We start from the raw sequence: 25,099 nt of genomic DNA, 5'->3' as shown, positions 1-25,099 counted from the left end.
GGCACCCGCTACCGGCGGGGTGCTCGACGGTGTGCTCGACCTGCGGGGTCGGTGACGGTCATGCGGGTTCCTCCTCGAGGTCGGGGGAGCGGGTCGTCGGCGGGAACGGGTGCACGTGCTCCGCGAGGACGTGCGGCGGCGGCAGGGCCGGGCCACGGCGCGCGCCGTCCCGAGGGACCCCGCCCGTCACCAGCCGGGCCAGGGGAGCACCTCGGCAGGCCCCGGGCGGCGGCCGAGGTCGCGCGCGGCCGCGTGCGCCACGGCGGGGTCCGGGGGGAACGCGCCGACGGGCAGGCGAGACGTCCCCGGCACGAGGACCCGCACGCAGCGCCAGCCGGTCGCGGCGACCTCCGGCGTCGTGAGGTCGACCACCCAGACGTCGCGCCCGGCGGCCCGGACGGCCGCCGTCGCACCGGACCACCCCGCTGTGGCGCGGGGGTCGCGGGGCGCGTCCGCACGCGTGGACGCGCCGGCGCGCTGCGCGCGGCGTCGGGCAGACCCGGGTCCGAGCCGCGCGTGCAGGCGCGTGCGGACCGCAGGGTCGAGCGTGAGCTGCACGTGCGCCAGCGGGTCCACCAGCCCCCGGAAGCCCGGGCCGGCCGCGTCGAGGTAGTCGCGGTCCCGGCGGTACGGCGCGAGCCCCGGCACGCCGGACCGGACGAGCGACCCGCCGGCATCGGCGAGGTCGCGCGCCACGACGAGCTGCCACAGCGCCCGTGCGGCGGCACGGGGCTGCGCCTCGTGGTCCGGCCCGGCCGCGACGGCGACCGTCGCCACGTCGCCGTCGTCGACCACGGCCAGCACCACCGGGACGCCGAGGGGCGACGGCAGGCGCCGCAGGTCGAGGGACAGCGGGCTCGCCCCCCACGCCGTCGCCACGCCCTGCACGACCGGCACCGCCTCGGGCGTCGGTGCCGCGGTGTCCGACCACCAGGTCCAGGCGGCGTCCTGCGCGGCCACGTCGCGGCAGGCTGCCTCCAGCGCCGCCGCGTCGCCGCGGCCCGCACCCAGGCCCGTCATGTTCATCGTGTGCGCGACCGGCAGGTCGGGGCGGGCGTCGAGCCAGCGGACGACCGCCTGGGAGTACGGGACGCGCCCGGCGGTCACGGTGCCGTCCGCCCGGTGCCGCGTCGCCGCCACCCACGCGGTGCGCGTCCGGTCGTCGACGCGCACCAGCGGGCAGCCGGGCCGGGCGAGCACGTCCGGGTCGACCAGGCGCAGGTCGGACAGGTCGAGCAGCGGCACGCCGCGGGCACGCAGCTGCGCCGCCGTGGCGTCCACGACGTCGAGCTGGCCGTGGTCCTCGCCGGCCCAGTGCCGCACGACGGCGTCGACGAGCACGTCCGGGTCGGGGCGGCCGTCGGTCAGCTGCACCGCGACGGCGTGCGCGTCCACCCCGGGGGCCGGTGGCATGCGCACCTGGTGGTGGTGGAACCCGGGTGGCAGGCCGGGGCCGTGGCGCAGCCGCACGGCGGTGAGGGCGTCGAGGAGCGCCGCGTCAGGCATGCGGCATCGGGAAGGTCAGCAGCTCGTGCTCGGCGAGCGGCTCCTCGCGCCAGCCGAGCTCGACCGCGAGGTCCTGGACCCGTCGCCGGCCGAGGAAGGGGAACGCGGCGGGCGCGTTGCCCACCGTCCCGGGCACGAGCACCCGCACGACGCGCATCCCGGTCGACGCCACGTCGGGCGTCGTCAGGTCCACCACCACCACCTCGAGCCCCTGCCGCTCGACCGCCGCGCGGTAGGTCGCCGCGGACCTGTCGGGCAGGTGCGGCACCTCGTCGAGGGCGCGCGTCGCGGGCGGGGCGAGCAGGTGCTCCACCCGTCGTGCCGCGCGCGGGTCGAGGTACACCTGCTGCTGCACCATGAGGTCGTCGCAGTCGCGCATGTCCGGGCGGAAGTCGTCGAGGTACCGGCGGTCGGCCCGCCACGGCTTGAAGGCCCGGCCGTTGAGCTCCCCGTCGGCCATCACCTGCCAGTGCAGGCCGTCGCGGCGCAGCAGGTCGCGCGACCCCTCCTGCAGCGTGAACGCCTCGGTCCACGCCTTGAGCGCGGCGTCGCGGAAGTCGGGACGGGCCGAGAACCCGACGTTGACGAGCGCCTCCACGTCGTCGTGCACGACCGCGGCGGCGACCGGCACGCCGAACTCGTTGTCGAGGTGCAGCAGCGACGTCCGGCCCGTGACGACGGCGGCGAGCGCCGGGTCCGGCACGACGGCCGGCAGGGGGTGGCCGTTGAGCCACCACACCATCGTCGCGTGCCGCTCCACCACCTCCTCCAGCGCGCTCGCGACGGCGAAGTCCTCGTCGGGGCCCGCGGCGATGCCGGCGAACGCGCAGAAGTTCGTCGGCGGCGCCGACGCGTACCCCGCGGAGTACCAGTTGACGTAGACGAGCGACGCCGGGACGAGCACCTCGCGGCCCCGCGTGAGCGAGCGGCCGGGGACCCAGTGCACCGGCAGGTCGCGCGTCAGCGGCACGAACGGGAAGCCCGGCGCGCCGTACTGCGCCTCGGAGTAGAGGACGAGCTCGTCGGGGTCGAGCGCGGGCACACCGCGGCGCCGCAGCTCGTCCCAGGACGCCTGCGTCACCGGGAGCGTGTCGAGGACGTTGCCGCAGTACCGCTCGACCGACTCGCCGACCGCGGCCGCCGACGCGCCGTCGGGGTCGTCGAAGGCGCTGCCCTGGCAGAGGACGTTGTTGGCCCACGGCGAGACGGCGCGGACGTCGCCGACGTCGCACTGCCGGGTGACGAGCGCGGCCGGCACCGACGGGTGGTGGCGCACGTCCCGCACGCGCAGCACGAGACCCGTGCGCGGGTCGACGAGGTCGTCGACCGGGTGCGGGCGGTGCACGGTGCTGCGGTGCGGCAGCGGCAGCACCGGGTGACGCACGTGCACGACCCCGCCGTCCCCGCGGGTCACCTCGTGCAGCACGTCGCCGGGCGCGGCGACGCCGTCGTGCGCGCGGGCGGACGCGTCGGCGACGACGTCGAGCACGGCGTCGAGGACGTCGGGCACCAGGTCCGGCGGCGGTCCGGCGTCCCCGCCCGGGGCGGGCGTGCGGACGGTGCGGTGCACGCGGTGGTCGCGGGACGCGGCGGTGCGGCGCGCGACGGCGTCCTCGAACGACGCGCCGACACCGGGCGTGACCAGCGGACCGACCCACGCGCGCCCCCGCGTCAGCTCGACCGGCAGCCACGGCACGCGCATGTCGTGGCACGTCCGGTCGACGTCGGCGAGGTCGCCGTCCCGCGCGCCCCGGACCGCGACGACGAGCAGCCGCCGGGTCGCGTACGCGCGGTTGACCACGGCGCGCGGGTCCCACGGCAGCACGTCGAGCGCGACGTCCGGCCCGGCGCGGTCGACCAGCGCCGCGACGAGGTCGGCGTCGCCGGTCAGCAGGGCGTCGAGGGTGGGCCGGGAGCGCGAGGGAGGCGGTGCGGACGGTGGTGCGGACGCGTCCCAGGCCCCGCGGTCGGCGAGGAGCGCCCGCAGCGGGCGCGCGGCGACGGCGAGCGTCGCGTCGACGAGCCCGTCGACGCCCGCGTCCCACGACGCCACGAGCAGCTGGACCGTCGCGGCGGGCAGGCCGACCACGTGGTGCGTGTCGTCCGGGGTCGTCACGACGCACGAGCTCGGGTCGAGCGGGCGCACCTCGACGCGGGCGGGCCGTGGCGGTGCCGCGGGCGCGGTGCCCGGGGTGGGGGCGTCGACGGGGGTGGTCGTCATGGGAGTCCCTCGCGGGTGGGCGCGACGGCGGCGGCCGGCAGCGCGGCGGGCGGGCGGTCGGCGTGAGCGGGGCCCGGCGCGGGCGTAGCGTCGTCGCTGCGCACCGCGCCGACGCGGGTCCGGCCTCGTGCGCTGGGGCCGGACCCGCGCCCGGGCTCACGCCCAGGAGAACGCGGTGGCCACGTGGCCGTGGTGGTTCGAGTTCGGCGCGAGGACGGTCTCCGCCGCGCGCTGCTCCTCGACCGTCGTGATCGTGATCTCAGCCATGGTTCGTCACCTCCTCCCTGTGCTCGTCGGGACCGGGACCGGCCGGGGTCGCGAGCACCTCGCGGTAGCGCGCGCAGCCGGGGACCAGGGAGTCGTGGGTGCCGTCCGCGACGACGCGGCCGCCGTCGAGCAGGACGACGCGGTCGCACGCGCGCACCACGGCGGGACGGTGCGTGACGACGACGGTCGTGCGGCCGCGGCGCGCCGCGCGCAGCGTCGCGAGGAACGCCGCCTCGGTACGCGTGTCGAGACCGGCGGTCGGCTCGTCGAGGACGAGCACGGACGGGTCGCGCAGCAGGCCGCGCGCGAGCCCGAGGCGCTGCCGCTCGCCGCCGGACCAGGCGGCGCCCCGCTCGGCGAGGACGGTGTCGAGGCCCTCGGGCAGCGCCCGGACCCGGTCGGCGAGGTGCGCGCCCTCGAGCGCGCGCCACAGCGCGGCGTCGTCGGCGTCCGGCGCCAGCAGGTTGGCGCGCACGCTCGCCCGGAACACGTGCGCGTGCTGCCCCACGAGCACCACCCGCTCGCGCGTGCGGGCGCCGGGCTCGTCGGCCACGCGCACGCCGTCGACGTGCACCTCGCCGGCCTCGTGCCCGACGAGCCGGGCGAGGACCAGCGCGAGCGTCGACTTGCCGGCGCCGCTGGCCCCCACCACGGCCACGTGCTCCCCGGGCCGCACGTCGAGGTCGACGCCGTCGAGCACCGCGTGGTCGGTTCCGGGGTACGTCACGCGCAGCCCTCGCACCTGCAGGGCGCCGCGCTCGTCGGACGAGCCCGCCAGGTCCGCGTGCGGGCCGTCGGCGGGCCGGGCGCCCGGGGAGCGGAGCAGCGCGGCGACCCGGGCGGCGGCCGCCGACGTCTCCCCGAGCCGCTGCAGCCCGGCGACCACGGCGAGGGCCGGTGCGAGCCCCGCGCCGGCGAGTGCGACAGCGGCCGGCACGGACGCCGCGGGGACGGCCCCGTCGACGGCCAGCGCGAGCGTGCCGAGCACGGCGGCGGCCCCGACGCCCTCGAGGGCCGCCTGCTCGACGCCGGTGCGCACGGCGAGCCCCCGGCGCACGCGCTGCACCCGGGCGGTGCCGGCGCGCACGGCCGCGACGACCGCGGGGACGCGGCCCAGCAGCACGGTCTCGCGCGCCGCGGAGCGCGCCTCCATGACCGTCGACGCGAGCGCGGCCACCTCGGCGCGCAACGCGGTGCCCTGCCGGCTCGCGACCGGCAGCGCGAGCACGGGGACGGCGAGCACGAGCAGCTGCGCCGCGGGCACGACGAGCCCCACGGGCCCGAGCCACGCGACCGCCCCTGCGGACACGGTCAGCGCCGCGCCGCCCCCGGCCACGACCTGGGCGGCCGTGTGGGCGTAGAACCACTCGAGCTGCTCGGCGTCGGTCATCGCCGCGGCGACCGTCTCGCCGGACCGGCGCCGCCCCAGCCCGAGCGGCGCGAGCCGGGCGATGGCGGCGTGCACGTGCTGGCGGACGCTGTCGATGACGCGGTAGGCCAGCACGTGCGCGAGCCACTGCTCGGTCCACGCGAGCACCCCGACGGCCACCACGGCGACGCCGAGCGCGAGCATCGCCAGCCCGGCTGGGTCGCCGACCGCGACCGTCGTCGCGGCGCGCACCGACAGCACGGCCACCGCGACGCCGGTCACGAGGGCCGCCCACACGACGACCACGACCTCGGCGAACAGGCGCCGCTGCGTGCGCAGGTACGTGCCGAGCGCGAGCACGGGCGCCGTCACGTCCCGCCACCGGGACGCCGCGGCGCCGGGCGCGGCCGCCGCGCTCACGGGACCACCGCCCCGGCGAGCGCCGCGAACGCCCCGCCGCGCGCGAGCAGCGCGTCCGGCGGCCCCTGCTCCACGACGCGGCCGGCGTCGACCACGACGACCTGCCGCGCGGTGCGCGCGACGTCGAGCCGGTGCGTCACGGCCACGACCGGCCGACCGGGGTCGAGGGCCACCACGCCGGCGACGAGCCGAGCCTCCGACGCGGCGTCGAGCGCGGACGTCGCCTCGTCGAGCACGAGCACGTCGCGGCCCTGCACGAGCGCACGGGCGACGGCGACGCGCTGACGCTGCCCGCCGGACACGAGCGCGCCGCGCTCGCCGACGGGTGTGGACATCCGCAGCGTCGGGTCCTGGGTGCCGATGCCGGCGACGGCCGCTGCGGTGGCGACGTCCGGTGCGCCCGCGGCGGGTCCCGCGGGGACGCCGAGCGCGACGTCGTCCGCGACGGTGCCCGCGAACAGCACGGGGTCCTGCGGCACGAGCGCCACGTGCGCGAGCAGCCGGTCGGCGTCGGCGGGGGTCCCGTGCAGCAGCACCTGCCCGTCGGCGGGGGTGAGCAGACCGGCGAGCACGCCGGCGAGCGTGGACTTGCCGCTGCCGGTGGCGCCGACGACCGCGGTGAGCCCGGCGTGCAGCTCGAGGTCGACGTCCGCGAGGGCGTCGTGCGCGGCACCGGCGTGCCGGACCCGGACGCCGCGCAGCGCGACGGGCGCGGCACAGGGCACGGGCGCCGGCTCCGGGGTGGCGACGGCCGCGTCTGCGGGTGCCGACGCGAGCACCTGGGCGACCTGCTCGCCCGAGTACGTGCCGAGGTACCCCGCGTGCCACGCGGCGGCGAGGTCGCGCAGCGGCCGCACGAGCTCGACCGACAGCAGCACCAGCGTGAACACCTCGACCGCGGCCAGGTCGCCGCGGCGTGCGGCGACGACCGCGAGCACGACCGCCGGCACGGCGACGAGCGCGAGGCTCGACAGCCCCGACTCGACGAGCGAGACGCGCAGCTGGTGCAGCGTGCGGGAGAGCAGGTGCTCGGACGCGCGGGCGAGCTCGGCGGCACGGCGGCGCTCGGCGTTGACCGTGACGAGGGTCGTCATGCCCTGCATCGAGTCGACGAACTCGGCGTGCAGCTGCTGGTAGGCGTCCCAGTGGTCGGCGCCGCGCGCCGCGAGCACGCGGTCCCAGGCGCGGGGGAGCAGCGGCAGCAGGGCGGTGGCGGCGACCGCGACGACGCCGACGACCGGGTCGACGAGCACGGCGGCGGTCCCGACGGCCGCGACGACGACGCCGGTGACGAGGAGCTGCGGCAGGTACCCGGAGAGGTAGGCGTCGAGGTTCTCGACGCCGTCGACGACGACGGCGTGGTCGCGGCCGGTGCGGCCGGCGGCCGGGTCGGTCGCGGCGCGGCGGACGAACGCCCGGGTCACGCGCTCGCGCAGGTCCTGCTTGGTGCGCGTCATGAGCGCCTGCGCGACGAGCTGGCGCGCGAGGACGAGCAGCGGCCGGGCGACGAGGACCGCCGCGAGTGCACCGAGCAGCGGCGTGAGGCCGTGCACCCGGTCGGCGAGCGGACCCGTCCCGCCGGTGAGCGTGCCGAAGACGCGGGACAGCAGCAGCGCCTGGACGACCCACGTGCCGGAGACGGCGACGCCCGCGGCGGCGATCGCGAGCAGCACCCACCGGCGCCGGCCCAGCAGCCGGGACAGTCGCACGTGCACCACGTCGGCCCCCTGTTGCGAGTGGTTATCATTCGCGATGTGACACTAAGCGCGCACACCGGGCACGTCAACGCCCCGTCCGCACCGCCAGCCCCTCCGGCCCCGGCCGCGGCGGGCCCCCGTGCCCGGCGGCCCGCGCTGTGGCTGCCCGTCCTCGGGCTGCTCCTGCTCGTCTCGCTCGTCGTGACCGTCGGCATCGGCCCGCTCGTCGTGCCGCCCGCGGACGTCGCCGCGGTCGTGCACGCGCGGCTGACGGGCGCCGCCCCGCGGGCGGCAGCACGCAGGACACCGTGGTCTGGCTGCTGCGCGTGCCCCGCGTGCTCGTGGGCGCCCTGGTCGGCGCCGTCCTCGCCGCCGCGGGGGCCGCCCTGCAGGCGGTCGTGCGCAACCAGCTCGCCGACCCCTACCTGCTCGGCATCTCCTCGGGCGCCTCGCTCGGGGCCGCGCTCGTCCTGACGACGGGGCTCGGGTCGCTCGTCGGCGCCGTCACGCTCGCCGCCGGGGCGTTCGCCGGCGCACTGCTCGCGCTCGCGCTCGTCCTCGTGCTCGTCGGCGCCGGCCGTGGGCTCTCGTCCCACCGCCTCGTGCTCGCGGGGCTCACGGTGAGCTACTTCCTTGCGGCCGCGACGAACCTCGTCGTCGTCCTCGCCGACAGCCGCGACGCCGTGCGGGCCGTCACGTTCTGGACCCTCGGCTCCCTCGGCCAGGCGGACTGGGGCGACCTGCCCGTGCTCACGGCCGTCGGTGCCGTCACGCTCGGCGTGCTCGTCCTGCGCGCCCGCCGGCTCGACGCGATCGGCCTCGGCGACGACGTCGCCCGCAGCCTCGGCACCGACCCCGCCCGCCTGCGCCGCCACGTCGCGGCCGTCAGCGCGCTCGGCGTGGCCGCGGCCGTCGCGGTCAGCGGGTCCATCGGGTTCGTCGGCCTCGTCGTGCCGCACCTGGCGCGCCGCCTCGTCGGCGCGACGCACCGGCTCGTCATCCCCGCGAGCGCGCTGCTCGGCGCCCTGGTGCTCGTGTGGGCCGACACGCTCGCGCGCACCGTCCTCGCGCCGCGGGAGATCCCGCTCGGCATCCTCACCGCGCTGCTCGGCACACCGCTGCTCATGGCCCTCGTCCGCCGGCGGCTGCGCCGTCCGGCCGTCGACGGCTGACCACCCCGCCCGCACCACCACCCTCCGGAGGACCCCGTGACGCACCCCCGCACCGCCCGCACGCGCCTGCCCGCCACCGGCGGCGCCGTCCTGCTGCTCGCCCTCGCCGCGTGCTCCACCCCCGCGGCGGGCGACGCCGACGCGGCGCCCGGCGGCGCGCTCACCGTCGAGGACTGCGGCGCCGAGGTCACGCTCGACGCCCGCCCGCAGAGCGTCATGACCGTCGGCACGGCGGCCGTCGCGCTGCTCGACGCCGCCGGTGCCGCCGACCGCATCACGGCGCGCTCGGGCGAGTTCGGCGCCCCGCTGCCCGCGGACCTGCAGGACCCGCCGGCGGACGACCTCGTCGTCGACCCGTCGGACCCCACCACCGAGGCCGTCCTCACGGCCGCGCCGGACGTCGTCCTCGGCTACGGGCTGTTCGCCGCGGACCCCGACCAGGTGCGCGCCGCGGGCACCGAGCTGCTCACCGTGCAGGGGGAGTGCGGGCACGACGCCTCGACCGACGCCCCCGCGCAGGTCACGCTCGCGACGGTCGGTGACGACGTGCGGCGCCTCGGCACCGTCTTCGGCACCGAGGCCGTCGCGGAGGCGGCCGCCGACGCCCTCGACGCGCGCGTGGCGAAGGTCCGGCGCGACGCGACCGGGGACACGGCGGCGTGGCTGTACTTCTTCTCGTCCTCCGACCCGCTGTCGGGCTACGGCGGGACCGGCATGCCGCACGCCGTCCTCGAGGCCGCCGGCCTGGAGAACGTGCTCGGCGACCAGCAGGACGCCTACCTGACGGTGGCGGTCGAGAGCCTGCTCGCGGAGCAGCCCGACTGGGTCGTGCTGTCCTACGGCCTGTACGGCGAGAGCGAGGAGGACGCGCGCGCCGCGCTCCTGGCCCAGCCGGGCGTCGACCGGCTGACCGCGGTGCAGGAGGGGCGCGTGGTGCTGCTGCCCGGCGACGCGTCGGCGCCGTCCCCGGCCGCGGTCGACGGCCTGGAGCGGCTCGTCGACGCGACGCGCTGACGTGGCCGGCCCCGCTGTCCTGCACGCCGAGGACGTCGGCGTGCGGCACGGCCGCGTGACGGCCCTCGCCGGGGTGGACGTGCGCGTGCACCCCGGCGAGGTCGTCGCACTCGTCGGCCCCAACGGCTCGGGCAAGACGACCCTCCTGCGGGTGCTCGGCGGGCTGCGCCGGCCGAGCTCCGGTCGTGCGCTGCTCGCCGGCACCGACCTGCGCCGCGTCCCCGACCCGCAGCGAGCCCGGCGGATCGCCTACGTCGGCCAGGACGAGGAGGGGGACCTCCCGTTCACCGCCCGCGAGGTGCTCCTGCTCGGCCGCGCCGTCCGCCACCCGGACTGGCGCCCGTACGACGCCGACGACCGGGCCGCCGTCGCGGCACTCCTGCACACCTGGCAGCTGACCGCGCTCGCGGACCGGGGGCTCGACGAGATGTCCGGCGGCGAGCGCCGCCGGGTCCTGCTCGCCCGGGCCTTCGCACAGGGCGGCGACGTGCTGCTGCTCGACGAGCCGACCAACCACCTCGACCTGCGCCACCAGCACGCCCTGCTCGCCCACGTCGCCGACGCGGGCGGCACGGCGGTGCTCGCCCTGCACGACCTCGACCTCGCGGCGGCGTACTGCACCCGGGTCGTGGTCCTCGCGTCCGGGAGGGTCGTGGCGGACGGTCCGCCCGCCGACGTGCTCACGGCCGACCTCGTCGCCGACGTGTACCGCGTCGACGCCCGGACCCTGCACGACGGCCGCCGCACGCACGTGCTCGTGGGCCGCTAGGCCACCCCGCGCCCGTCCGGGCCCCACCTTCCGCCCCCCACCCCACCGCCCCAAGGAGAAGCACCATGAACGGTCTGCCCGCGTACCACCGACGGCCGGGACGGCCCGCCCGCCTCGCCACGGCGGGAGTCGCCGCTGCCGCCCTCCTCGTCCTCGCCGCCTGCAGCGGCACGGCCGGCGACGCGTCCGCCACCGGTGCGACGCCGTCCGGCCCCGCCTCGGCGTCCAGCCCCTCGTCGGACGCCGAGCGACTCGTCGTCGCGGACCCCGCGGCGGCCGCCGTGCACGCGTACTCGGTGCCGGAGCACGAGCTGCTCGGCACGATCGAGGACGTCGCGGTCGCCGACCACCCCGGCTTCGTGCAGCTCGAGGACGGCCGCCTGCTCGCCGCGAGCACCGAGCCGCCCGAGCTCGTGGCCCTCGACGTGACCGGGCGCGCGCCGGAGGTCGTCGGCCGCGTGGACCTGCCCGGTGCCGCCGTCCACATCGCCGTCGACCCCCAGGCCGGCCTCGCGGCGGTGAGCACGTCGGCCCCGTCGGAGGACGGCGACGCCGGCATCACGGTGGTGGACCTGGCGTCGTTCGAGGTCCGCAGCGCGCTCGAGGTCACCAGCGAGGAACCGGGCATCGCGTTCGTCGAGGACGGCCTGCTCCACCGTGACGGGGCCGAGGACGGGCGGGTGGAGCTGCTGCCGCTCGACCGTGTCCTGGCGGGGGAGTCGGAGCCTGCGGCGACGGCGCCCGCGGGCGCGTACGGGCACGGTGAGGCGGTCGTGGACGGTCAGCTGCTGCTCGCCACCGACGCCGGTCTCGAGCGCTTCCGCGTCACGGGGGACACCCTGACGGCGGGGGCCACGGTGCCCTGGGCCGCCGACGGCGGCGACTGGGGCCGCGGCTACTACCTGCGCACCGTGGGACGTGAGCAGCCGCACGTGTGGAGCTACGTCCGGGACCAGTCGAGCCCGAGCTGGGCGCAGTGGCGCAACGACGTCTACGTGCTCCCGGCCGGCGCGGACGTCGCCCGGCGCGCGCCGCTCGGCAACGGCCTCGCGTTCCGGTTCGCCGTGGCCGACGACCGGGTCCTGTTCGCGCGCATGCACCCGGACGGCTACGTCGCCCACGTCGTCGACGCCGACCCGGCGTCGCCCACGTTCATGACCACGCTGCACCACGTCGCGCTGCCGGTGCCGACCGGGGCCCCGGCCCCCGACGACGACGTGGACGCCGTGTGGGCGTCCCCGGGGCGCCCCATCGCCGCGCTCACCGGCGACGGCGAGGTCGGGTACGTCTCCCGCGGCGGGGACGGGGTCATCGACGTGGTCGACACCGACGCCGGGACCGTGACCGGCACCATCGAGGTCCCCACGCCGCTCGACGGCGGCGGCTACCTCGTCACGGCGCGGCCGGGTGTGGAGCCGGTGGACCGGCTGGGTCGCTGAGCCGGCGCGGCACCGTGCCGGCGCGCCCACCGCCGGCACGGTGCCGCTCCCGCCCGTGGACGTCCTGACTCAGCCGCGGTGGGGTGCGCGTTGCCGCACCCCGGTCCCGGACGTCGAAGAAGCCGCCCCCGATCTCTCCGACGACGTCTGACCTGCGGTGGTGCTGGTGGACGACACGGGGTTCGAACCGGTGGGCTCGTCCGTGCCGGCGTCCGTGCCGGCGTCCGTGCCGGCGTCCGGACGACGTCCGGCTGCGTCCCGGGCTGTCGGGTCCTCCTGGGGGAGAGCGGCGGCCCAGGAGGTCGGACCACCGCGGACAGGCCTGGACGCACGGGCGCCGGTGCACCACTGGTGCACGGGCGCGCTCATGCAGGTCGCGCGCGTGGTCATGCAGTGCCCGGGTGCGTACGGCTGTCGGTCCCGGGCGGCGGCGAGCCGCTCGCGGACGGAGGGAGCCGAGCCTCGGCGACGCAGGGTCCACGCGCGGCCACGACTACGCCTTCTCGCTGTCGCCATCGCCACCGAGGACTGCCCACACCCGCTTGCCGGTGCCGTTCACGTGCCATCCGGCGCTGGCGGCGACGCTCTGCGTGATCACGAGGCCGAACCCTCCGGCGCCCGGTGCGCGTCGTCCGGCGACGACGGGCTCCTGGGCGGCGTCCTGGTCGGTCACGCCGACGAGGAAGGCACCGTCGCGTGCCCCGAGCTCGACGATCACAGGCGGTGCGCCGTGACGCAGCGCGTTGGTCGCGAGCTCCGACGCGACCAGGGTCAGGTCGGCGACGATCCGGGGCACAGTGGGCGCCGGCATGCCCGTCCCGGCGGCGACGGCAACCCGCAGATCGCGCCGCAGCCGGGCGAGGTCGCTCAGCTGGTCGATCCGCCACCGGGCGACGGTGACGAACGTCCGGGGTGCCTCGTGCTGGGGAAGGGCGCGGTTCAGCCCACTCCTCGGGTCATGCATGCACAGACCTCGCGAGGACGCCCGCGCAGCCCGTCACGAGACGACTCCCGGCCCCGGCGGCCCGTCCGTGCCACGAGCCGGTCGTGCGAGATCGACCGGCACCGCCTTCACCCCGCTGAAGGACGTGCAAGCCAGGAGACGGCGGCCGGGCGCTCCGCCCGGACCTGCACCGTTCGCGGGCACCGCTGGTTCCCGGATCTCGACGAGGTGCGCAGCGGGAGGCCGGTCGGCAGTCGGCTCGGACGGGCCGCCCCGCCCGCGGCGTCGCGGCCGACGGGCGGTCACCGTCACGACGGATCTCCTCGGGGGTGAACAGCGGCGCGACACCGATGAGCGAGATGAGGTCCGCGACCGGCCGTGCCGGCTGGGGCATGGAGACGTCCAGCCCCTCGGCGCGAGCCACGGCGCAGCACTGGACGAGGAAGGAGAGTCCGGCCGAGTCGATGAAGGTCACCTGCGAGGTGTCGAGCTCGACGGGCACGTGGCGCAGCAGGACGAGCGACAGGGCAGCGCTGGCTCTGTCCCGGAGGGCTGCGTCGATCTCCCCGGAGAGGCGGACGATCGTCCGGTCCGGTGTCTGGGTGGTCCTGATGGCGCCGGTCGAGGGGAGTGCGACCACGGGAGCCTCCGTGTCTCGTCTGCGGGTCCTGCCGGGAGCGGCCGCTCCTCGCCCGCGGGTGAGCGGGCGGGTGCTGCCGCCCTTCGCCACTTTCGCCTGATGCGGCCGGCCGTGGCGCGCGCGCAGTCGTTGCCTGACGCATGATTTGCATCATGCAAGCACGCGTCCGCCGCGATCGAGCCCGCCCTGAGTGACTCTTGACCAGATCGTGACCTCAGCGAGGTCGGCGGGGCCGGAGGTGCTCGAGAGAGGTCCGGGCCGGAGGGGGCGCGCGGAGACGGTCGCCCGCTGCGCGCCGTAGCGGCGCCGCACGGAGCCGGACGCAGCGGGACGGCGCCTGCGGCACGCTCCCCGAAGAGGACGGGCCGCACGGGGGACCGGTGGAAGGAGCCTGATGCGGTGGCTGTACCTCGGCTACGCCGCGGTCGGCGGCACCGCGCTCGCGCTCGCCGTCGTCAGCCGGCCCCTGCGCCGGCTGCCCGTCAGCGAGCCGCTCGCGGCCCTGCTCGTCGGCGTGGTCCTCGGCCCCCAGGTCCTCGGAGCCGTCACGACGGCACCGCCTACCCGTGACCTCCTCCTGCTCGAGAGCGCACGGCTCCTGCTGGCCGCCTCCGTCATGGCCGCCGCGCTGCGCTTCCCGGTCGGGGCGCTGCGTCCGCTCGTCCGGCCCCTGGTGGTGCTGCTCGCGGTCGTGATGCCCCTGGCCGCGCTGGTGTCGGCCGGGGCGGCGGTCGCCCTCGGACTGCCGGTCGGGCTCGCGCTCGTGGTCGGCGCCTGCCTGAGTCCGACCGACCCGGTGCTCGCTGCCTCGGTGGTGACCGGTGAGCCGGCTGAGCGCGGGCTGCCACGGCGACTGCGCGCGCTGCTCACCGCGGAGAGCGGTGCGAACGACGGGCTGGCGCTCCCGCTCGTCGGCATGGCGCTCGTCGCCGTGGTCGCCGGTGAGGAACCCGCGACCGCCGGCGCCCGCCTCCTGTGGGAGGTCCTGGGCAGCATCCTCGTCGGGGTCGCAGGCGGCGCGGCGGCAGCAGCGGCCGTCACGTGGGCGAACCGTCGCGAGCTCGTCTCGGAGGGGCCGAGGCTCGTGCTGACCCTGCTGCTGGCCGTCAGCGTCCTGGGCGTCGCACGACTGGCGCACACCGACGGGGTCCTCGCGGCCTTCGTCGCGGGTCTGGCGTACAACGCCAGGGCGGACGACGCCGTCCGGGCCCAGCAGGAGGGACTCGACGAGGCGGTCAACCGCTACGCGGTGCTGCCGTTCTTCGCCCTGCTCGGCGCCGTGCTGCCGTGGGAGGACTGGACGCGCGCGGGCTGGCCCGTCGTGACGTTCGCCCTCGCCGTGCTGGTGCTGCGGCGCCTGCCGGTGGTGCTGTCGGCGCGTCGTGCGCTCCGCCTTCCGGCCCTCGACGCCGGGTTCGCCGGCTGGTTCGGGCCGATGGGGGTCAGCGCCGTCTTCTACCTCGCCCACAGCGCCCGTGCCGGGGTGCACGATCCTCGGCTCTTCGCCTGGGGCGTCCTCCCCGTGGTCGTGAGCGTCGTCGCCTTCGGCGTCAGCGCGTCTCCCGGTGTCGCGGTCCGCGCCGCACGACGTCCCTCGGCTGCGTGAGGCCGGGGCGACCCCCGATGCTCGACGAGAGGTGGTCCTGACCATGTGGTTCGACTCGTGGAACGACGTCTGGCGGGTGGTCGCCGTCGGCGCGGCGGCGTACGTGGCCCTGGTCCTGGTGCTGCGTGTGTCCGGCAAGCGCACGCTCTCCAAGCTCAACGCGTTCGACCTGGTGGTCACCGTGGCCCTCGGCTCCACGCTCGCCACGATCCTCCTGAGCAGCGACGTGGCCTGGGCCGAGGGTGCGGTCGCCCTCGCCCTGCTCACCGGGCTGCAGATGGTCGTGTCCTGGACGACGGCACGCGCCGGCCGCGGTCGCTCCCTCGTCACGGCCCGGCCGACGTTCCTCGTCCGTGACGGCGTCGTCGACGACGCGGCCCTGCGGTCCCAGCGCCTCACGCGCAGCGAGGTACGGCAGGCGCTGCGCAGCAGCGGGGTCGGCGGCCTCGACCAGGTCGCGGCCGTGGTGCTCGAGAGCGACGGAAGTCTGAGCGTCGTCACCCGTGACCAGGTCGGCGACGGCTGGGCCCTCGACGGCGCGGCGTCGTGAGCGGCCACCGCCCGGCCCAGGCGTCGCGACTAGGGTGGCGATCGCACAGTCCGGGGACGTCGGTGGCACGTCGGAGGGCACCAGGAGACCGATGAACCGCACCACCGTCTCGGCCCGCACGCGGGAGGGCGACGTCGAGGAGTGGGACGAGCCGCTCGTCGAGGCATTCCTCAACGCGAGCCGCGTCCTGGTCGCCGTCGCCGCACGCTCCCTGGCCGCCGGCGACACGGAGATCACGCTCCCGCAGTACCGCTCCCTCGTCGTCCTGGCGTCCCGCGGGCCGCAGCGCGTCAGCGACCTCGCCGTCCTGCTCGCCGTGAACACGTCGACCGCGACGCGTCAGTGCGACCGCCTCGAACGGCGAGGGCTGCTCGAGCGCGCCCGGTCCAGCGACGACCGTCGCTCGGTGGTCGTCTCGATCACCCCTGTCGGGCTGGCGCTCGTCCAGAGGGTGTCCGACGCGCGACGGGAGGAGATCGGCCGCATCCTCGGCTCGATGACCCCGAGCACCGCGACGAGCTGCTCGCGGCACTGCGGCAGTTCAGCGCCGCAGCAGGCGAGGTGCCGGAGCAGAGCTGGACCTTGGGCTGGGGGCCCGACGTGGCTCGAACCTGAGAGCGCGCCACCTGGAGCGCGCTCCCGTACCCGACCCGTGAATCTCCGCAGCGAGTCGTCCTCGAGGGACGGGACCGCCGACGCCGTCGGACGTGCGAGGACGTGGGGGGCTGCCTAGCGTCGTGAGGGCCGTGGTGGTCCGCCACGGGCACGCCGACGATCCGGGAGGAGCGGTCCTGTGTCGACCAACGACCACGAGGCGTCGAGCCGGCGCGGGTCGGGCCACGACCCGTCCGGCGAACCGGACGGCCACGGCAGCGGCACCGGGCACCACGGTGGGGGCGGGCACGCCGGCATGCAGGGACGGGGGACGTACCTGCGGTTCACGGCGATGATCCTCACCGGCATGGTCGTGATGTACGCGGTCATGTACGCCGGGACCTACGAGTGGGGCCATGTCCGGTGGAGCGAGAGCCGGCTGTTCATGGCGCTCACCATGGGCGGCGCCATGGGCCTGGTGATGCTCGCCTGGATGCTGAACATGTACCGCAGCGCACGGGCCAACGTCGCCGTCGTCGTCGGGAGCCTGCTCCTGCTCGGCGGCGGCGTCGCCCTGGACCGCACGCAGGCGACCGTGGACGACACCGACTGGATGAGCGCGATGATCCCGCACCACTCCCTGGCGATCACGCGCTCCGAGCGGGCGCAGATCGAGGACGTGCGGGTGTGCGAGCTGGCCGTGGAGATCAGCGAGGCGCAGCGGCGGGAGATCCTCGAGATGGACTGGCTGATCAGGGACATCCGCGAGAACGGTGTCGCCGCCACGCCGCAGGAGGCGGCCGACCGCGCGGCCCCGGAGTACGACGAGCCGGCGGAGCGGAGCTGCCCGACGCGGTGACGCGGAGGCGAGCGCGTCGGGACGGACGGGCGATCGGGCACGAGCCCACAGCCCTGGTCGCCCACGGCCTTCGTCCTCAGGTCCCCGACGGGCGCGCCGCTCGACCCTCGCTGCCGGGTTGCCGCACCCGTCGCTGCACACCGGTCCCCGGAAAGCGGAGAAGCCGCCCCGGATCTCTCCGTGACGGCTTCTGACCTGCGGTGATGCTGGTGGGCGATACTGGGTTCGAACCAGTGACCTCTTCCGTGTCAGGGAAGCGCGCTACCGCTGCGCCAATCGCCCATGGGGGAGTGCTACGAGGTGGAGACGGGATTCGAACCCGTGTATACGGCTTTGCAGGCCGCTGCCTCGCCTCTCGGCCACTCCACCGGTGGAACCGGAGTCCACATCGGCTCGGGAGCCGGCGGATGATCCTCCGAGCGGACGACGGGATTCGAACCCGCGACCCTCACCTTGGCAAGGTGATGCTCTACCACTGAGCCACGTCCGCACATCTCCGTCCCGCCGTTTCCGGCGTTCCGGGGTGCGTCGAAGACTCTAGACCAGGTTCGACGCAGGAGTCCAACCGGCTCCGGTGTGCCCTGGACCACGTCCTGCCCGACGGGCGCTCGACCTCCGGACGAACCCCCGTGGAACGGTCGCCGACGCGTCGGTGCAGGCCGGGGCGTCGTGGGGGCGGGCGCACGGTCCCGGGCGACCGCGGTCTCGGTAGGTTGTCGGCCGTGCCCGCCCCCTCCTCCTCACGCCCCGGCCGCGCCTGGTTCGCCGGCGTGCGCGCGAGCGGCGTCGTGGCGCACGTGGACGTCCGTGCGGACCCGACGGCGCTCGCGACGCCGGGGTGGTGGGCACTCGTCGGCACCTTCGAGGGGCGCGTCGAGGCGTGGCGGTTCGCGGACGTGCGCCCTGCCCCGGACGCCGACGTGGCCGCGGGTGGTCCGGGGGAGTGGCACGGGCCCGCCCGCGACGCGTGGACGACGTCCCTCGGGCGCGACGCCTACGTGGCCGCCGTCCAGCGCGTCCGCGACCACGTGCGCGAGGGGGACGTGTACCAGGCGAACCTCTGCCGGGTCCTGTCGGCGCCGCTGCCCGCGGGCGCCGCCGCACCCGACGCCGGTGCCCTCGCCGCGCGCCTCGCAGCGGGCAACCCGGCCCCCTACGCGGGCGGTGTGCACGTGCCGGCGTCGGACGACGACCCGGGCTGCTGGGTCGTCACCGCCTCGCCCGAGCTGTTCCTGCGCATCCAGGACGGCACGCTCACCTCGGCCCCGATCAAGGGCACGGCGGCGACCGCCGGCGGGCTCAGCCCCAAGGACCGCGCCGAGAACGTCATGATCACCGACCTCGTGCGCAACGACCTGCAGCGCGTGTGCCGCCCGGGGACCGTGCGCGTCGCCCGGCTGCTCGACGTCGAGGAGCACCCCGGCCTGGTCCACCTCGTGTCGACCGTGACCGGCGACCTCGCGGACGGCGTGCGCTCCGCCCCCGACCTCGTCGCGCGCGTGCTCGACGCGACGTACCCGCCGGGCTCGGTCTCCGGCGCGCCCAAGAGCTCGGCGCTGCGGCTGATCGACGCGCTCGAGCCGGTGCCGCGCGGCCCGTACTGCGGCCTCGTCGGCTGGGTGCGGGTGGGACGGGACGGCGACGTGCGCGCCGAGCTCGCGGTCGGCATCCGCACGTTCTGGTGGGCCGACGACGTCCTGCGTTTCGGCACCGGCGCGGGCATCACGTGGCACAGCGACCCGGCCGCCGAGTGGGCCGAGACCGAGCTCAAGGCCTCTCGCCTCGTGGCCCTCGCCTCCTCCGACGGTCCCGCGGCCGTCGACGGGCCGCCGGTGGCAGGATGACGGGCGTGGAGCACGTGATCTGGGCGGACGGCCGCCTGCACGACCCGGACGACCGGGTGCTGACCGCCGTCGACCACGGGCTGACCGTCGGCGACGGGGTCTTCGAGACGTGCGCGGTGTACGCGGGCCGGGCGTTCGCGCTCACGCGGCACCTGGCGCGGCTCGACCGGTCCGCGGCGGGCCTCGGCCTCCCGTCCGTCCCCAGGACGCCGTGCGGGCCGCCGTCGACGAGGTCCTGGCGGCCGCACCGGACGCGGGCCGGTTGAGGATCACCGTCACGGGCGGGCCGGGGCCCATGGGCTCGTTCCGGCTCCCCGCCGACCAGCAGCGGCCGACGGTCGTCGTCGTGGCCGGCCCCGCGCGCCGGTCGGAGACCTCCCGTGTCGTGCGGGTGCCCTGGGTGCGCAACGAGCGCTCCGCGGTCGCGGGGCTCAAGACGACGTCCTACGCGGAGAACGTGGTGGCGCTGGCGCGCGCGCAGGCGGCGGGCGCCGACGAGGCGCTGCTCGCGGACACGCGCGGACGCCTCAGCGAGGGGACGGGCTCCAACGTCTTCGTCGAGACCGGCGGGGAGCTGCTGACGCCGTCGCTGGAGACCGGCTGCCTCGCGGGCATCACGCGCGCCCTGCTCCTGGAGTGGGCGGCGCAGGCCGGGCTGCCGGTGCGCGAGGCGGCCCCGGACGAGCTGCCGTGGACCGTGCTCGACGACGTCGCGGCCGGCCGCGCGCACCTGGCGCTCAGCGGCTCGATCCGCAACGTGTGCCCGGTCGTGCGCCTCGACGACGTGGACGTCACGCCGGGCCCCCTCTCGCTCGAGGCGCAGCGGCTGTTCCAGGCGCGCGCGGCGGACGACCTCGACCCCTGACCGACCCACGCCGGGGCCCGGCCCTGAGGGCGGGGCCACAGCACGACGGCCGGCCCTGCCCGTGGGGGCGGGACCGGCCGGTGGTGGTCGGAGCGTCAGGCCGTCAGCAGCGCCGCGATGAGGGCGCTGATCTCGCCCTCCATCCGGTCGGACTCGGACCCCGCGGGCACGAGGGCCTCGGTCGCGGACAGGAACCGCAGGAGCGGCTCGGTCGACGCCGCGAGCAGCGCGCTGCCCTCGACACCGCTGAGCGAGACGAGCGTGTAGTCCGGGTCGTCGTCCCGCCACACCTGGACGTCCCCCGCGCCGGCGGGCGCGTCGGCGGTGGCGTGCACCCCGAGCGCGAGCAGCTCGCGCCCCAGCAGCCACGTGGACATCGTGTGCGCGCCGGTGAAGACGGCCCGCACGGTGTACGGGTCGCTGGTCCGGAAGGACAGCTCGGCGGAGACGGGGATGACGCTCGCGTCGGACCCGATGAGCTGCATGGCGACGACCTCGACGACGTCGTACGACGAATCCGTCATCGGGTCCTCCTGGTGCTCGGCGCCCACACCTGGGCTCGGAGTTCACATCATGGCAGTGCACGTGCCCGATTGGACCGGTCCGTGCGCACAGTTCACCCGGCCGGACGCGCGCCGGTGGCCACGGTGCCCCCTCCGTCCCTCGCGCAGGGTAGTGGGCGTGGGACGTGCGTGACCAGAGTGACGACGACCCCGGTCGGGCCGGGGTGTGCGGCGCGTCCACCGTGCCCGGCGACGCGCGCCGCGGCCCGCTCCGGCGCCTGGGCGGGGCGCGTTTCGCCAACTGCCCGGGACGTCGGCTAGCATCGTGCACCGCAGCGCTCCACGGAGTGCGGCACGGGCGATTGGCTCAGTGGTAGAGCGCCTCGTTCACACCGAGGAGGTCACTGGTTCGAACCCAGTATCGCCCACCCGCCTCGACGGCCCCCGACCACGACGGTCGGGGGCCGTCGTCGTCCCGGCCGTCGTCGTCTCGGGTTCGTTGCCCCGGGCTGACGTCGCGCGGCGCCCACCCTCGGCGGCGCCCACCCTCGGCGGCGCACGCCCGCCACCTGCACGCCCTCCACCTGCACGCCCTCGACCTGCACGTCCGCGCCCGCGTGGAAGACTCCCGGACGTGGACTTCCTCTCCGCCTACGCCCACGGCTTCGCCCGCGTGGCGGCGTGCACGGTCCCGGTGCGCGTCGCCGACCCCGCCGCCAACGCCGCCGCAGTCCTCGACGCCGCGCGCCGGTGCGACGCCGACGGGGTGGCGGTGGCGGTGTTCCCGGAGCTGTGCCTGTCGGGCTACTCGATCGACGACCTCTTCCTGCAGGACACGCTGCTCGACGCCGTCGACGCCGCGCTGCGCCAGGTCGTCGCCGCGTCCGCGCAGCTGCGTCCCGTCCTCGTCGTCGGGGCGCCGCTCGTGCACGGCACGCGTGTGCTCAACACCGCGGTGGTGGTCCACCGCGGCCGCGTCCTCGGCGTCGCCCCCAAGGCGCACCTGCCCACCTACCGGGAGTTCTACGAGCGGCGCTGGTTCGCCCCGGGGGACGACGTGCGGGGCACCGCGGTCGTGGCGGGTCAGGAGGTGCCGATCGGCACGGACCTGCTGTTCGCGGCCACCGACGTGCCCGACCTCGTCCTGCACGTCGAGGTGTGCGAGGACATGTGGGTGCCGGTCCCGCCGAGCGCGACCGCGGCCCTGGCGGGGGCCACCGTGCTCGCCAACCTGTCCAGCAGCCCGGTGACGGTCGGCCGCGCCGAGGAGCGGCGGCTGCTCGTGCGGTCGGCCTCCGCGCGCTGCCTCGCGGCCTACGTGTACGCCGCGGCCGGTCAGGGGGAGTCCAGCACGGACCTCTCCTGGGACGGCCAGACGCTCGTCTACGAGATGGGCGAGCTGCTCGCCGAGGGCGAGCGCTTCCCCGACGGCGCCCTGCTGACGGTCGCGGACGTCGACCTCGCGCGCCTGCGCCAGGAGCGCCTGCGCATGGGGACGTTCGACGACAACCGACGCGCCCTCGGGCTCGCGGCCGCGGGCGGGGACCGGCGCACGGTGCGGTTCGAGCTCGACCCCCCGGCGGGGGACATCGGGCTGCGGCGGGCGGTCGACCGCTTCCCGTTCGTGCCCGACGACCCCGAGCGCCTCGCCCTCGACTGCTACGAGGCCTACAACATCCAGGTGTCGGCGCTCGAGCAGCGCCTGCGCTCGATCGGCGACCCGAAGATCGTCATCGGCGTCTCCGGCGGCCTCGACTCGACGCACGCGCTCATCGTCGCGGCCAACGCGATGGACCGGCTGGGACGCCCGCGCAGCGACATCCTCGCCTTCACGATGCCCGGCTTCGCGACCAGCGAGACGACCAAGGGCAGCGCGCTCGCGCTCATGGAGGCGCTGGGCACGACCTACGAGACGATCGACATCCGGCCCGCCGCGCTGCAGATGCTCACCGACCTGGGCCACCCCGCGGGCGAGGGCGCCGACGTCTACGACGTCACGTTCGAGAACGTGCAGGCGGGGCTGCGCACGGACTACCTCTTCCGTGCGGCCAACCAGCGCGGGGGATCGTCCTGGGGACCGGCGACCTGTCCGAGCTCGCCCTCGGCTGGTGCACGTACGGCGTGGGCGACCAGATGTCCCACTACGGCGTCAACGCCGGAGTGCCGAAGACGTTCATCCAGCACCTCATCCGCTGGGTCGTCGGCGAGGGCCACTTCGACGACGCGACCAACGCGGTGCTGCTGCGCGTGCTGGAGCAGGAGATCTCCCCGGAGCTCGTGCCCGCGCGTGAGGGGGAGCGGATGCAGAGCACGGAGGACGTCGTCGGCCCGTACGCGCTGCAGGACTTCACGCTGTTCCAGGTGCTGCGGTACGGCATGCGCCCGTCGCGCATCGCCTTCCTCGCGTGGCACGCCTGGCACGACACGTCCGCGGGCTCCTGGCCGCCCGGCTACCCGCAGGAGCGGCGGGCGCAGTACGACCTGCCCGAGATCCGGCACTGGCTGCAGGTGTTCGTCCGCCGGTTCTTCGCGCACCAGTTCAAGCGCTCGGCGCTGCCCAACGGGCCCAAGGTCAGCGCCGGCGGCACGCTGTCGCCGCGCAGCGAGTGGCGCATGCCGTCGGACGCGAGCGCGGCCGCGTGGCTCGCGGAGATCGAGGCGCGCGTGCCCGAGCGGCTGCCCTGACGCACGGTTTCCCGTACGGGCCGCCCGGGTCGGGTCGGTAGCATCGACCCGCCCGCTCGGCGCCCCGCCGACCTGCCGCGCCCCGCGGCGCGGGCGCACGACAAGGAGCCTGGACCCGTGCCCGAACTCATGGACCTCACCGTCGACGGCGTCGCACGACAGGTGGAGGCGGGCACGACGGGCACGGACCTGTTCGGCGACCGCCGGGACGTCGTCGTCGTGCGCGTGGACGGCGAGCTGAAGGACCTCGCGCTGCCCCTGCCGGCGGGTGCGAACGTCGAGGCCGTGACGATCGACTCGCCCGACGGCCTCGCGGTGCTGCGGCACTCGGCCGCGCACGTCCTCGCGCAGGCCGTGCAGGAGGTCAACCCGAAGGCGCGCCTCGGGATCGGCCCGCCGATCACCGACGGCTTCTACTACGACTTCGACGTCGAGACCCCGTTCACGCCCGAGGACCTCAAGGCCCTCGAGAAGGTGATGAACCGCATCGTCAAGGAGGGGCAGACCTTCCGGCGGTGGGACGTCACGGAGGCGCAGGCACGCGAGGTGCTCGCCGACGAGCCGTACAAGCTCGAGCTCATCGGGCTGAAGGGTGAGGCGTCGGACGCCGCCGAGGGCGCGTCGGTCGAGGTCGGTCTCGGCGGCCTGTCCATCTACCAGAACGTCCGGGGCGCCGGCCGCGAGTCCGAGACGGTCGTCTGGCAGGACCTGTGCCGCGGACCGCACCTGCCCAGCACCCGGCTGATCGGGAACGGCTTCCAGCTGACCCGCTCCGCGGCGGCGTACTGGCGCGGGTCGGAGAAGAACCCGCAGCTGCAGCGCGTCTACGGCACCGCGTGGCCGACCAAGGACGAGCTCAAGGCGTACCTCGAGCGCCTCGCGGAGGCCGAGCGCCGCGACCACCGCCGCCTCGGCAACGAGCTCGACCTGTTCTCGTTCCCCGAGGAGATCGGGTCCGGCCTCTCGGTGTTCCACCCCAAGGGCGGCATCGTCCGCATGGAGATGGAGCAGTACTCGCGTCGGCGGCACGTCGAGGCGGGCTACTCCTTCGTGAACACCCCGCACATCACCAAGGAGCAGCTCTTCCAGATCTCCGGCCACCTGGACTGGTACGCCGACGGCATGTACCCGCCCATGCAGCTCGACGAGGAGCGCGACGCGGACGGGCACGTCAAGCGGGCGGGGCAGAACTACTACCTCAAGCCCATGAACTGCCCGATGCACAACCTGATCTTCCGGTCGCGCGGGCGCTCCTACCGCGAGCTGCCGCTGCGCCTGTTCGAGTTCGGCACGGTGTACCGGTACGAGAAGTCCGGCGTCGTGCACGGGATGACGCGCGGCCGCGGCTTCACCCAGGACGACGCGCACATCTACTGCACCCGCGAGCAGATGCGCGACGAGCTGACGAGCCTGCTCACGTTCGTCCTGGACCTGCTCAAGGACTACGGCCTCGACGACTTCTACCTCGAGCTGTCGACCCGCAACCCCGAGAAGTCGGTGGGCTCGGACGAGGTGTGGGAGGAGGCCACCGAGACGCTGCGCTCGGTCGCCGAGGCCTCGGGCCTCGACCTCGTCCCGGACCCGGGCGGCGCGGCGTTCTACGGGCCGAAGATCTCCGTGCAGGCGAAGGACGCGATCGGCCGCACCTGGCAGATGTCGACCATCCAGCTCGACTTCAACCTGCCCGAGCGGTTCGAGCTCGAGTACACGGCGCCGGACGGCTCGCGCCAGCGCCCCGTCATGATCCACCGCGCGCTGTTCGGCTCGATCGAGCGGTTCTTCGCCGTGCTCACCGAGCACTACGCGGGCGCCTTCCCGGCCTGGCTCGCGCCCGTCCAGGTGCTCGCCGTGCCCGTCGCGGAGCCGTTCGAGCCGTACCTCGACGAGGTCGTCGCGCGGCTGCGCGCCGAGGGGATCCGTGCCGAGGTCGACCGGTCGGACGACCGCTTCGGCAAGAAGATCCGCAACGCCAGCACGCAGAAGATCCCGTTCGTGCTCATCGCGGGCGGCGAGGACGCCGAGGCCGGTGCCGTCTCGTTCCGCTACCGCGACGGCCGGCAGGACAACGGCGTGCCGGTGGACGAGGCGGTCGACCGCATCGTCGCCGCCGTCCGCGACCGTGTGCAGGTCTGAGCC

Annotated in this window: 17 protein-coding genes, 4 tRNA genes and 2 pseudogenes; 13 read left to right on the top strand and 10 right to left on the bottom strand. The window is 76.1% G+C overall.

Features of this window, described 5'->3' with window-relative positions:
* Window positions 1-186: 186 nt before the first annotated feature.
* From GC089_RS09485 to GC089_RS09470, 4 genes are all read right to left on the bottom strand, one after another.
* On the bottom strand, window positions 187-1,506 hold the full coding sequence (locus GC089_RS09485) for a YcaO-like family protein (protein ID WP_155377480.1): 1,320 nt from the start codon (window positions 1,504-1,506) through the stop codon (window positions 187-189).
* On the bottom strand, window positions 1,499-3,727 hold the full coding sequence (locus tag GC089_RS09480; protein WP_155377479.1) for a YcaO-like family protein: 2,229 nt from the start codon (window positions 3,725-3,727) through the stop codon (window positions 1,499-1,501). The genes GC089_RS09485 and GC089_RS09480 overlap by 8 nt, the downstream gene beginning before the upstream one ends.
* Before the next feature lie 259 nt (window positions 3,728-3,986).
* Window positions 3,987-5,783 carry an amino acid ABC transporter ATP-binding/permease protein gene (locus GC089_RS09475; RefSeq protein WP_155377478.1) on the bottom strand — a complete coding sequence of 599 codons (1,797 nt, stop codon included), beginning with the start codon at window positions 5,781-5,783 and terminating at the stop codon, window positions 3,987-3,989.
* The gene (locus tag GC089_RS09470) at window positions 5,780-7,501 is read right to left on the bottom strand and encodes an ATP-binding cassette domain-containing protein (RefSeq protein WP_155377477.1); all 1,722 of its coding nucleotides are present in this window, start codon (window positions 7,499-7,501) and stop codon (window positions 5,780-5,782) included. The genes GC089_RS09475 and GC089_RS09470 overlap by 4 nt, the downstream gene beginning before the upstream one ends.
* Before the next feature lie 287 nt (window positions 7,502-7,788).
* On the opposite strand from GC089_RS09470, the gene GC089_RS09465 reads away from it, so the two are divergent.
* The 4 genes from GC089_RS09465 to GC089_RS09450 all read left to right on the top strand — a co-directional run bounded on the left by GC089_RS09465 (window position 7,789) and on the right by GC089_RS09450 (window position 11,874).
* Window positions 7,789-8,652, top strand: coding sequence for an iron ABC transporter permease (locus tag GC089_RS09465; RefSeq protein WP_230684709.1), 864 nt, complete (start codon window positions 7,789-7,791; stop codon window positions 8,650-8,652).
* 36 nt (window positions 8,653-8,688) lie between these two features.
* Window positions 8,689-9,666, top strand: coding sequence for an ABC transporter substrate-binding protein (locus GC089_RS09460; protein WP_155377475.1), 978 nt, complete (start codon window positions 8,689-8,691; stop codon window positions 9,664-9,666).
* A gap of 1 nt (window position 9,667) precedes the next feature.
* Complete coding sequence (locus tag GC089_RS09455) at window positions 9,668-10,435, top strand: ABC transporter ATP-binding protein (protein WP_155377474.1); 768 nt, start codon at window positions 9,668-9,670, stop codon at window positions 10,433-10,435.
* A 65-nt stretch (window positions 10,436-10,500) separates the two neighbouring features.
* Window positions 10,501-11,874: a hypothetical protein gene (locus GC089_RS09450; RefSeq protein WP_155377473.1), complete on the top strand. Its 1,374-nt coding sequence runs from the start codon at window positions 10,501-10,503 to the stop codon at window positions 11,872-11,874.
* A gap of 493 nt (window positions 11,875-12,367) precedes the next feature.
* Here the strand turns inward: GC089_RS09450 and GC089_RS09445 are convergent, their stop codons facing one another.
* The gene (locus GC089_RS09445; RefSeq protein ID WP_155377472.1) at window positions 12,368-12,838 is read right to left on the bottom strand and encodes an ATP-binding protein; all 471 of its coding nucleotides are present in this window, start codon (window positions 12,836-12,838) and stop codon (window positions 12,368-12,370) included.
* Window positions 12,831-13,457: an STAS domain-containing protein gene (locus GC089_RS20050; RefSeq protein WP_196250672.1), complete on the bottom strand. Its 627-nt coding sequence runs from the start codon at window positions 13,455-13,457 to the stop codon at window positions 12,831-12,833. The genes GC089_RS09445 and GC089_RS20050 overlap by 8 nt, the downstream gene beginning before the upstream one ends.
* Before the next feature lie 394 nt (window positions 13,458-13,851).
* Between GC089_RS20050 and GC089_RS09435 the strand changes: the two genes are divergently transcribed.
* The 4 genes from GC089_RS09435 to GC089_RS09420 all read left to right on the top strand — a co-directional run bounded on the left by GC089_RS09435 (window position 13,852) and on the right by GC089_RS09420 (window position 17,066).
* Window positions 13,852-15,063 (top strand): cation:proton antiporter, encoded by a 1,212-nt coding sequence (locus tag GC089_RS09435; protein WP_155377471.1) that lies wholly within the window; start codon window positions 13,852-13,854, stop codon window positions 15,061-15,063.
* A gap of 43 nt (window positions 15,064-15,106) precedes the next feature.
* Window positions 15,107-15,613: a DUF421 domain-containing protein gene (locus GC089_RS09430; RefSeq protein WP_155377470.1), complete on the top strand. Its 507-nt coding sequence runs from the start codon at window positions 15,107-15,109 to the stop codon at window positions 15,611-15,613.
* A 91-nt stretch (window positions 15,614-15,704) separates the two neighbouring features.
* Window positions 15,705-16,346: a MarR family winged helix-turn-helix transcriptional regulator gene (locus tag GC089_RS09425; RefSeq protein WP_230684708.1), complete on the top strand. Its 642-nt coding sequence runs from the start codon at window positions 15,705-15,707 to the stop codon at window positions 16,344-16,346.
* 60 nt (window positions 16,347-16,406) lie between these two features.
* The gene (locus tag GC089_RS09420; protein ID WP_230684707.1) at window positions 16,407-17,066 is read left to right on the top strand and encodes a DUF305 domain-containing protein; all 660 of its coding nucleotides are present in this window, start codon (window positions 16,407-16,409) and stop codon (window positions 17,064-17,066) included.
* A gap of 207 nt (window positions 17,067-17,273) precedes the next feature.
* On the opposite strand, the gene GC089_RS09415 is transcribed toward GC089_RS09420, so the two are convergent.
* The 3 genes from GC089_RS09415 to GC089_RS09405 all read right to left on the bottom strand — a co-directional run bounded on the left by GC089_RS09415 (window position 17,274) and on the right by GC089_RS09405 (window position 17,556).
* A tRNA-Val gene (locus GC089_RS09415) sits at window positions 17,274-17,348 on the bottom strand.
* Window positions 17,349-17,364: 16 nt separating this feature from the next.
* Window positions 17,365-17,435, bottom strand: a tRNA-Cys gene (locus GC089_RS09410).
* Between the two features lie 49 nt (window positions 17,436-17,484).
* Window positions 17,485-17,556: transfer RNA gene (locus GC089_RS09405), tRNA-Gly, on the bottom strand.
* Window positions 17,557-17,788: 232 nt separating this feature from the next.
* On the opposite strand from GC089_RS09405, the gene GC089_RS09400 reads away from it, so the two are divergent.
* Both GC089_RS09400 and GC089_RS09395 read left to right on the top strand, forming a co-directional pair.
* On the top strand, window positions 17,789-18,910 hold the full coding sequence (locus GC089_RS09400) for a chorismate-binding protein (RefSeq protein WP_155377469.1): 1,122 nt from the start codon (window positions 17,789-17,791) through the stop codon (window positions 18,908-18,910).
* Window positions 18,911-18,915: 5 nt separating this feature from the next.
* Window positions 18,916-19,775 (top strand): annotated as a pseudogene (locus GC089_RS09395) (aminotransferase class IV).
* Window positions 19,776-19,870: 95 nt separating this feature from the next.
* On the opposite strand, the gene GC089_RS09390 reads toward GC089_RS09395, so the two are convergent.
* Window positions 19,871-20,299 carry an SsgA family sporulation/cell division regulator gene (locus GC089_RS09390; RefSeq protein ID WP_155377468.1) on the bottom strand — a complete coding sequence of 143 codons (429 nt, stop codon included), beginning with the start codon at window positions 20,297-20,299 and terminating at the stop codon, window positions 19,871-19,873.
* Window positions 20,300-20,634: 335 nt separating this feature from the next.
* On the opposite strand from GC089_RS09390, the gene GC089_RS09385 reads away from it, so the two are divergent.
* From GC089_RS09385 to thrS, 3 genes and pseudogenes are all read left to right on the top strand, one after another.
* Window positions 20,635-20,706 (top strand) — tRNA-Val (locus tag GC089_RS09385).
* Window positions 20,707-20,912: 206 nt separating this feature from the next.
* A pseudogene (locus tag GC089_RS09380) lies at window positions 20,913-22,963 on the top strand (NAD(+) synthase).
* Window positions 22,964-23,092: 129 nt separating this feature from the next.
* Window positions 23,093-25,096 (top strand): threonine--tRNA ligase, encoded by a 2,004-nt coding sequence (gene thrS / locus GC089_RS09375; RefSeq protein WP_155379078.1) that lies wholly within the window; start codon window positions 23,093-23,095, stop codon window positions 25,094-25,096.
* Window positions 25,097-25,099: the final 3 nt, after the last annotated feature.

Source organism: Cellulomonas sp. JZ18 (assembly GCF_009720485.1).
Lineage (GTDB): Bacteria > Actinomycetota > Actinomycetes > Actinomycetales > Cellulomonadaceae > Cellulomonas.
This window is presented reverse-complemented; position numbering and strand designations above follow the sequence as displayed.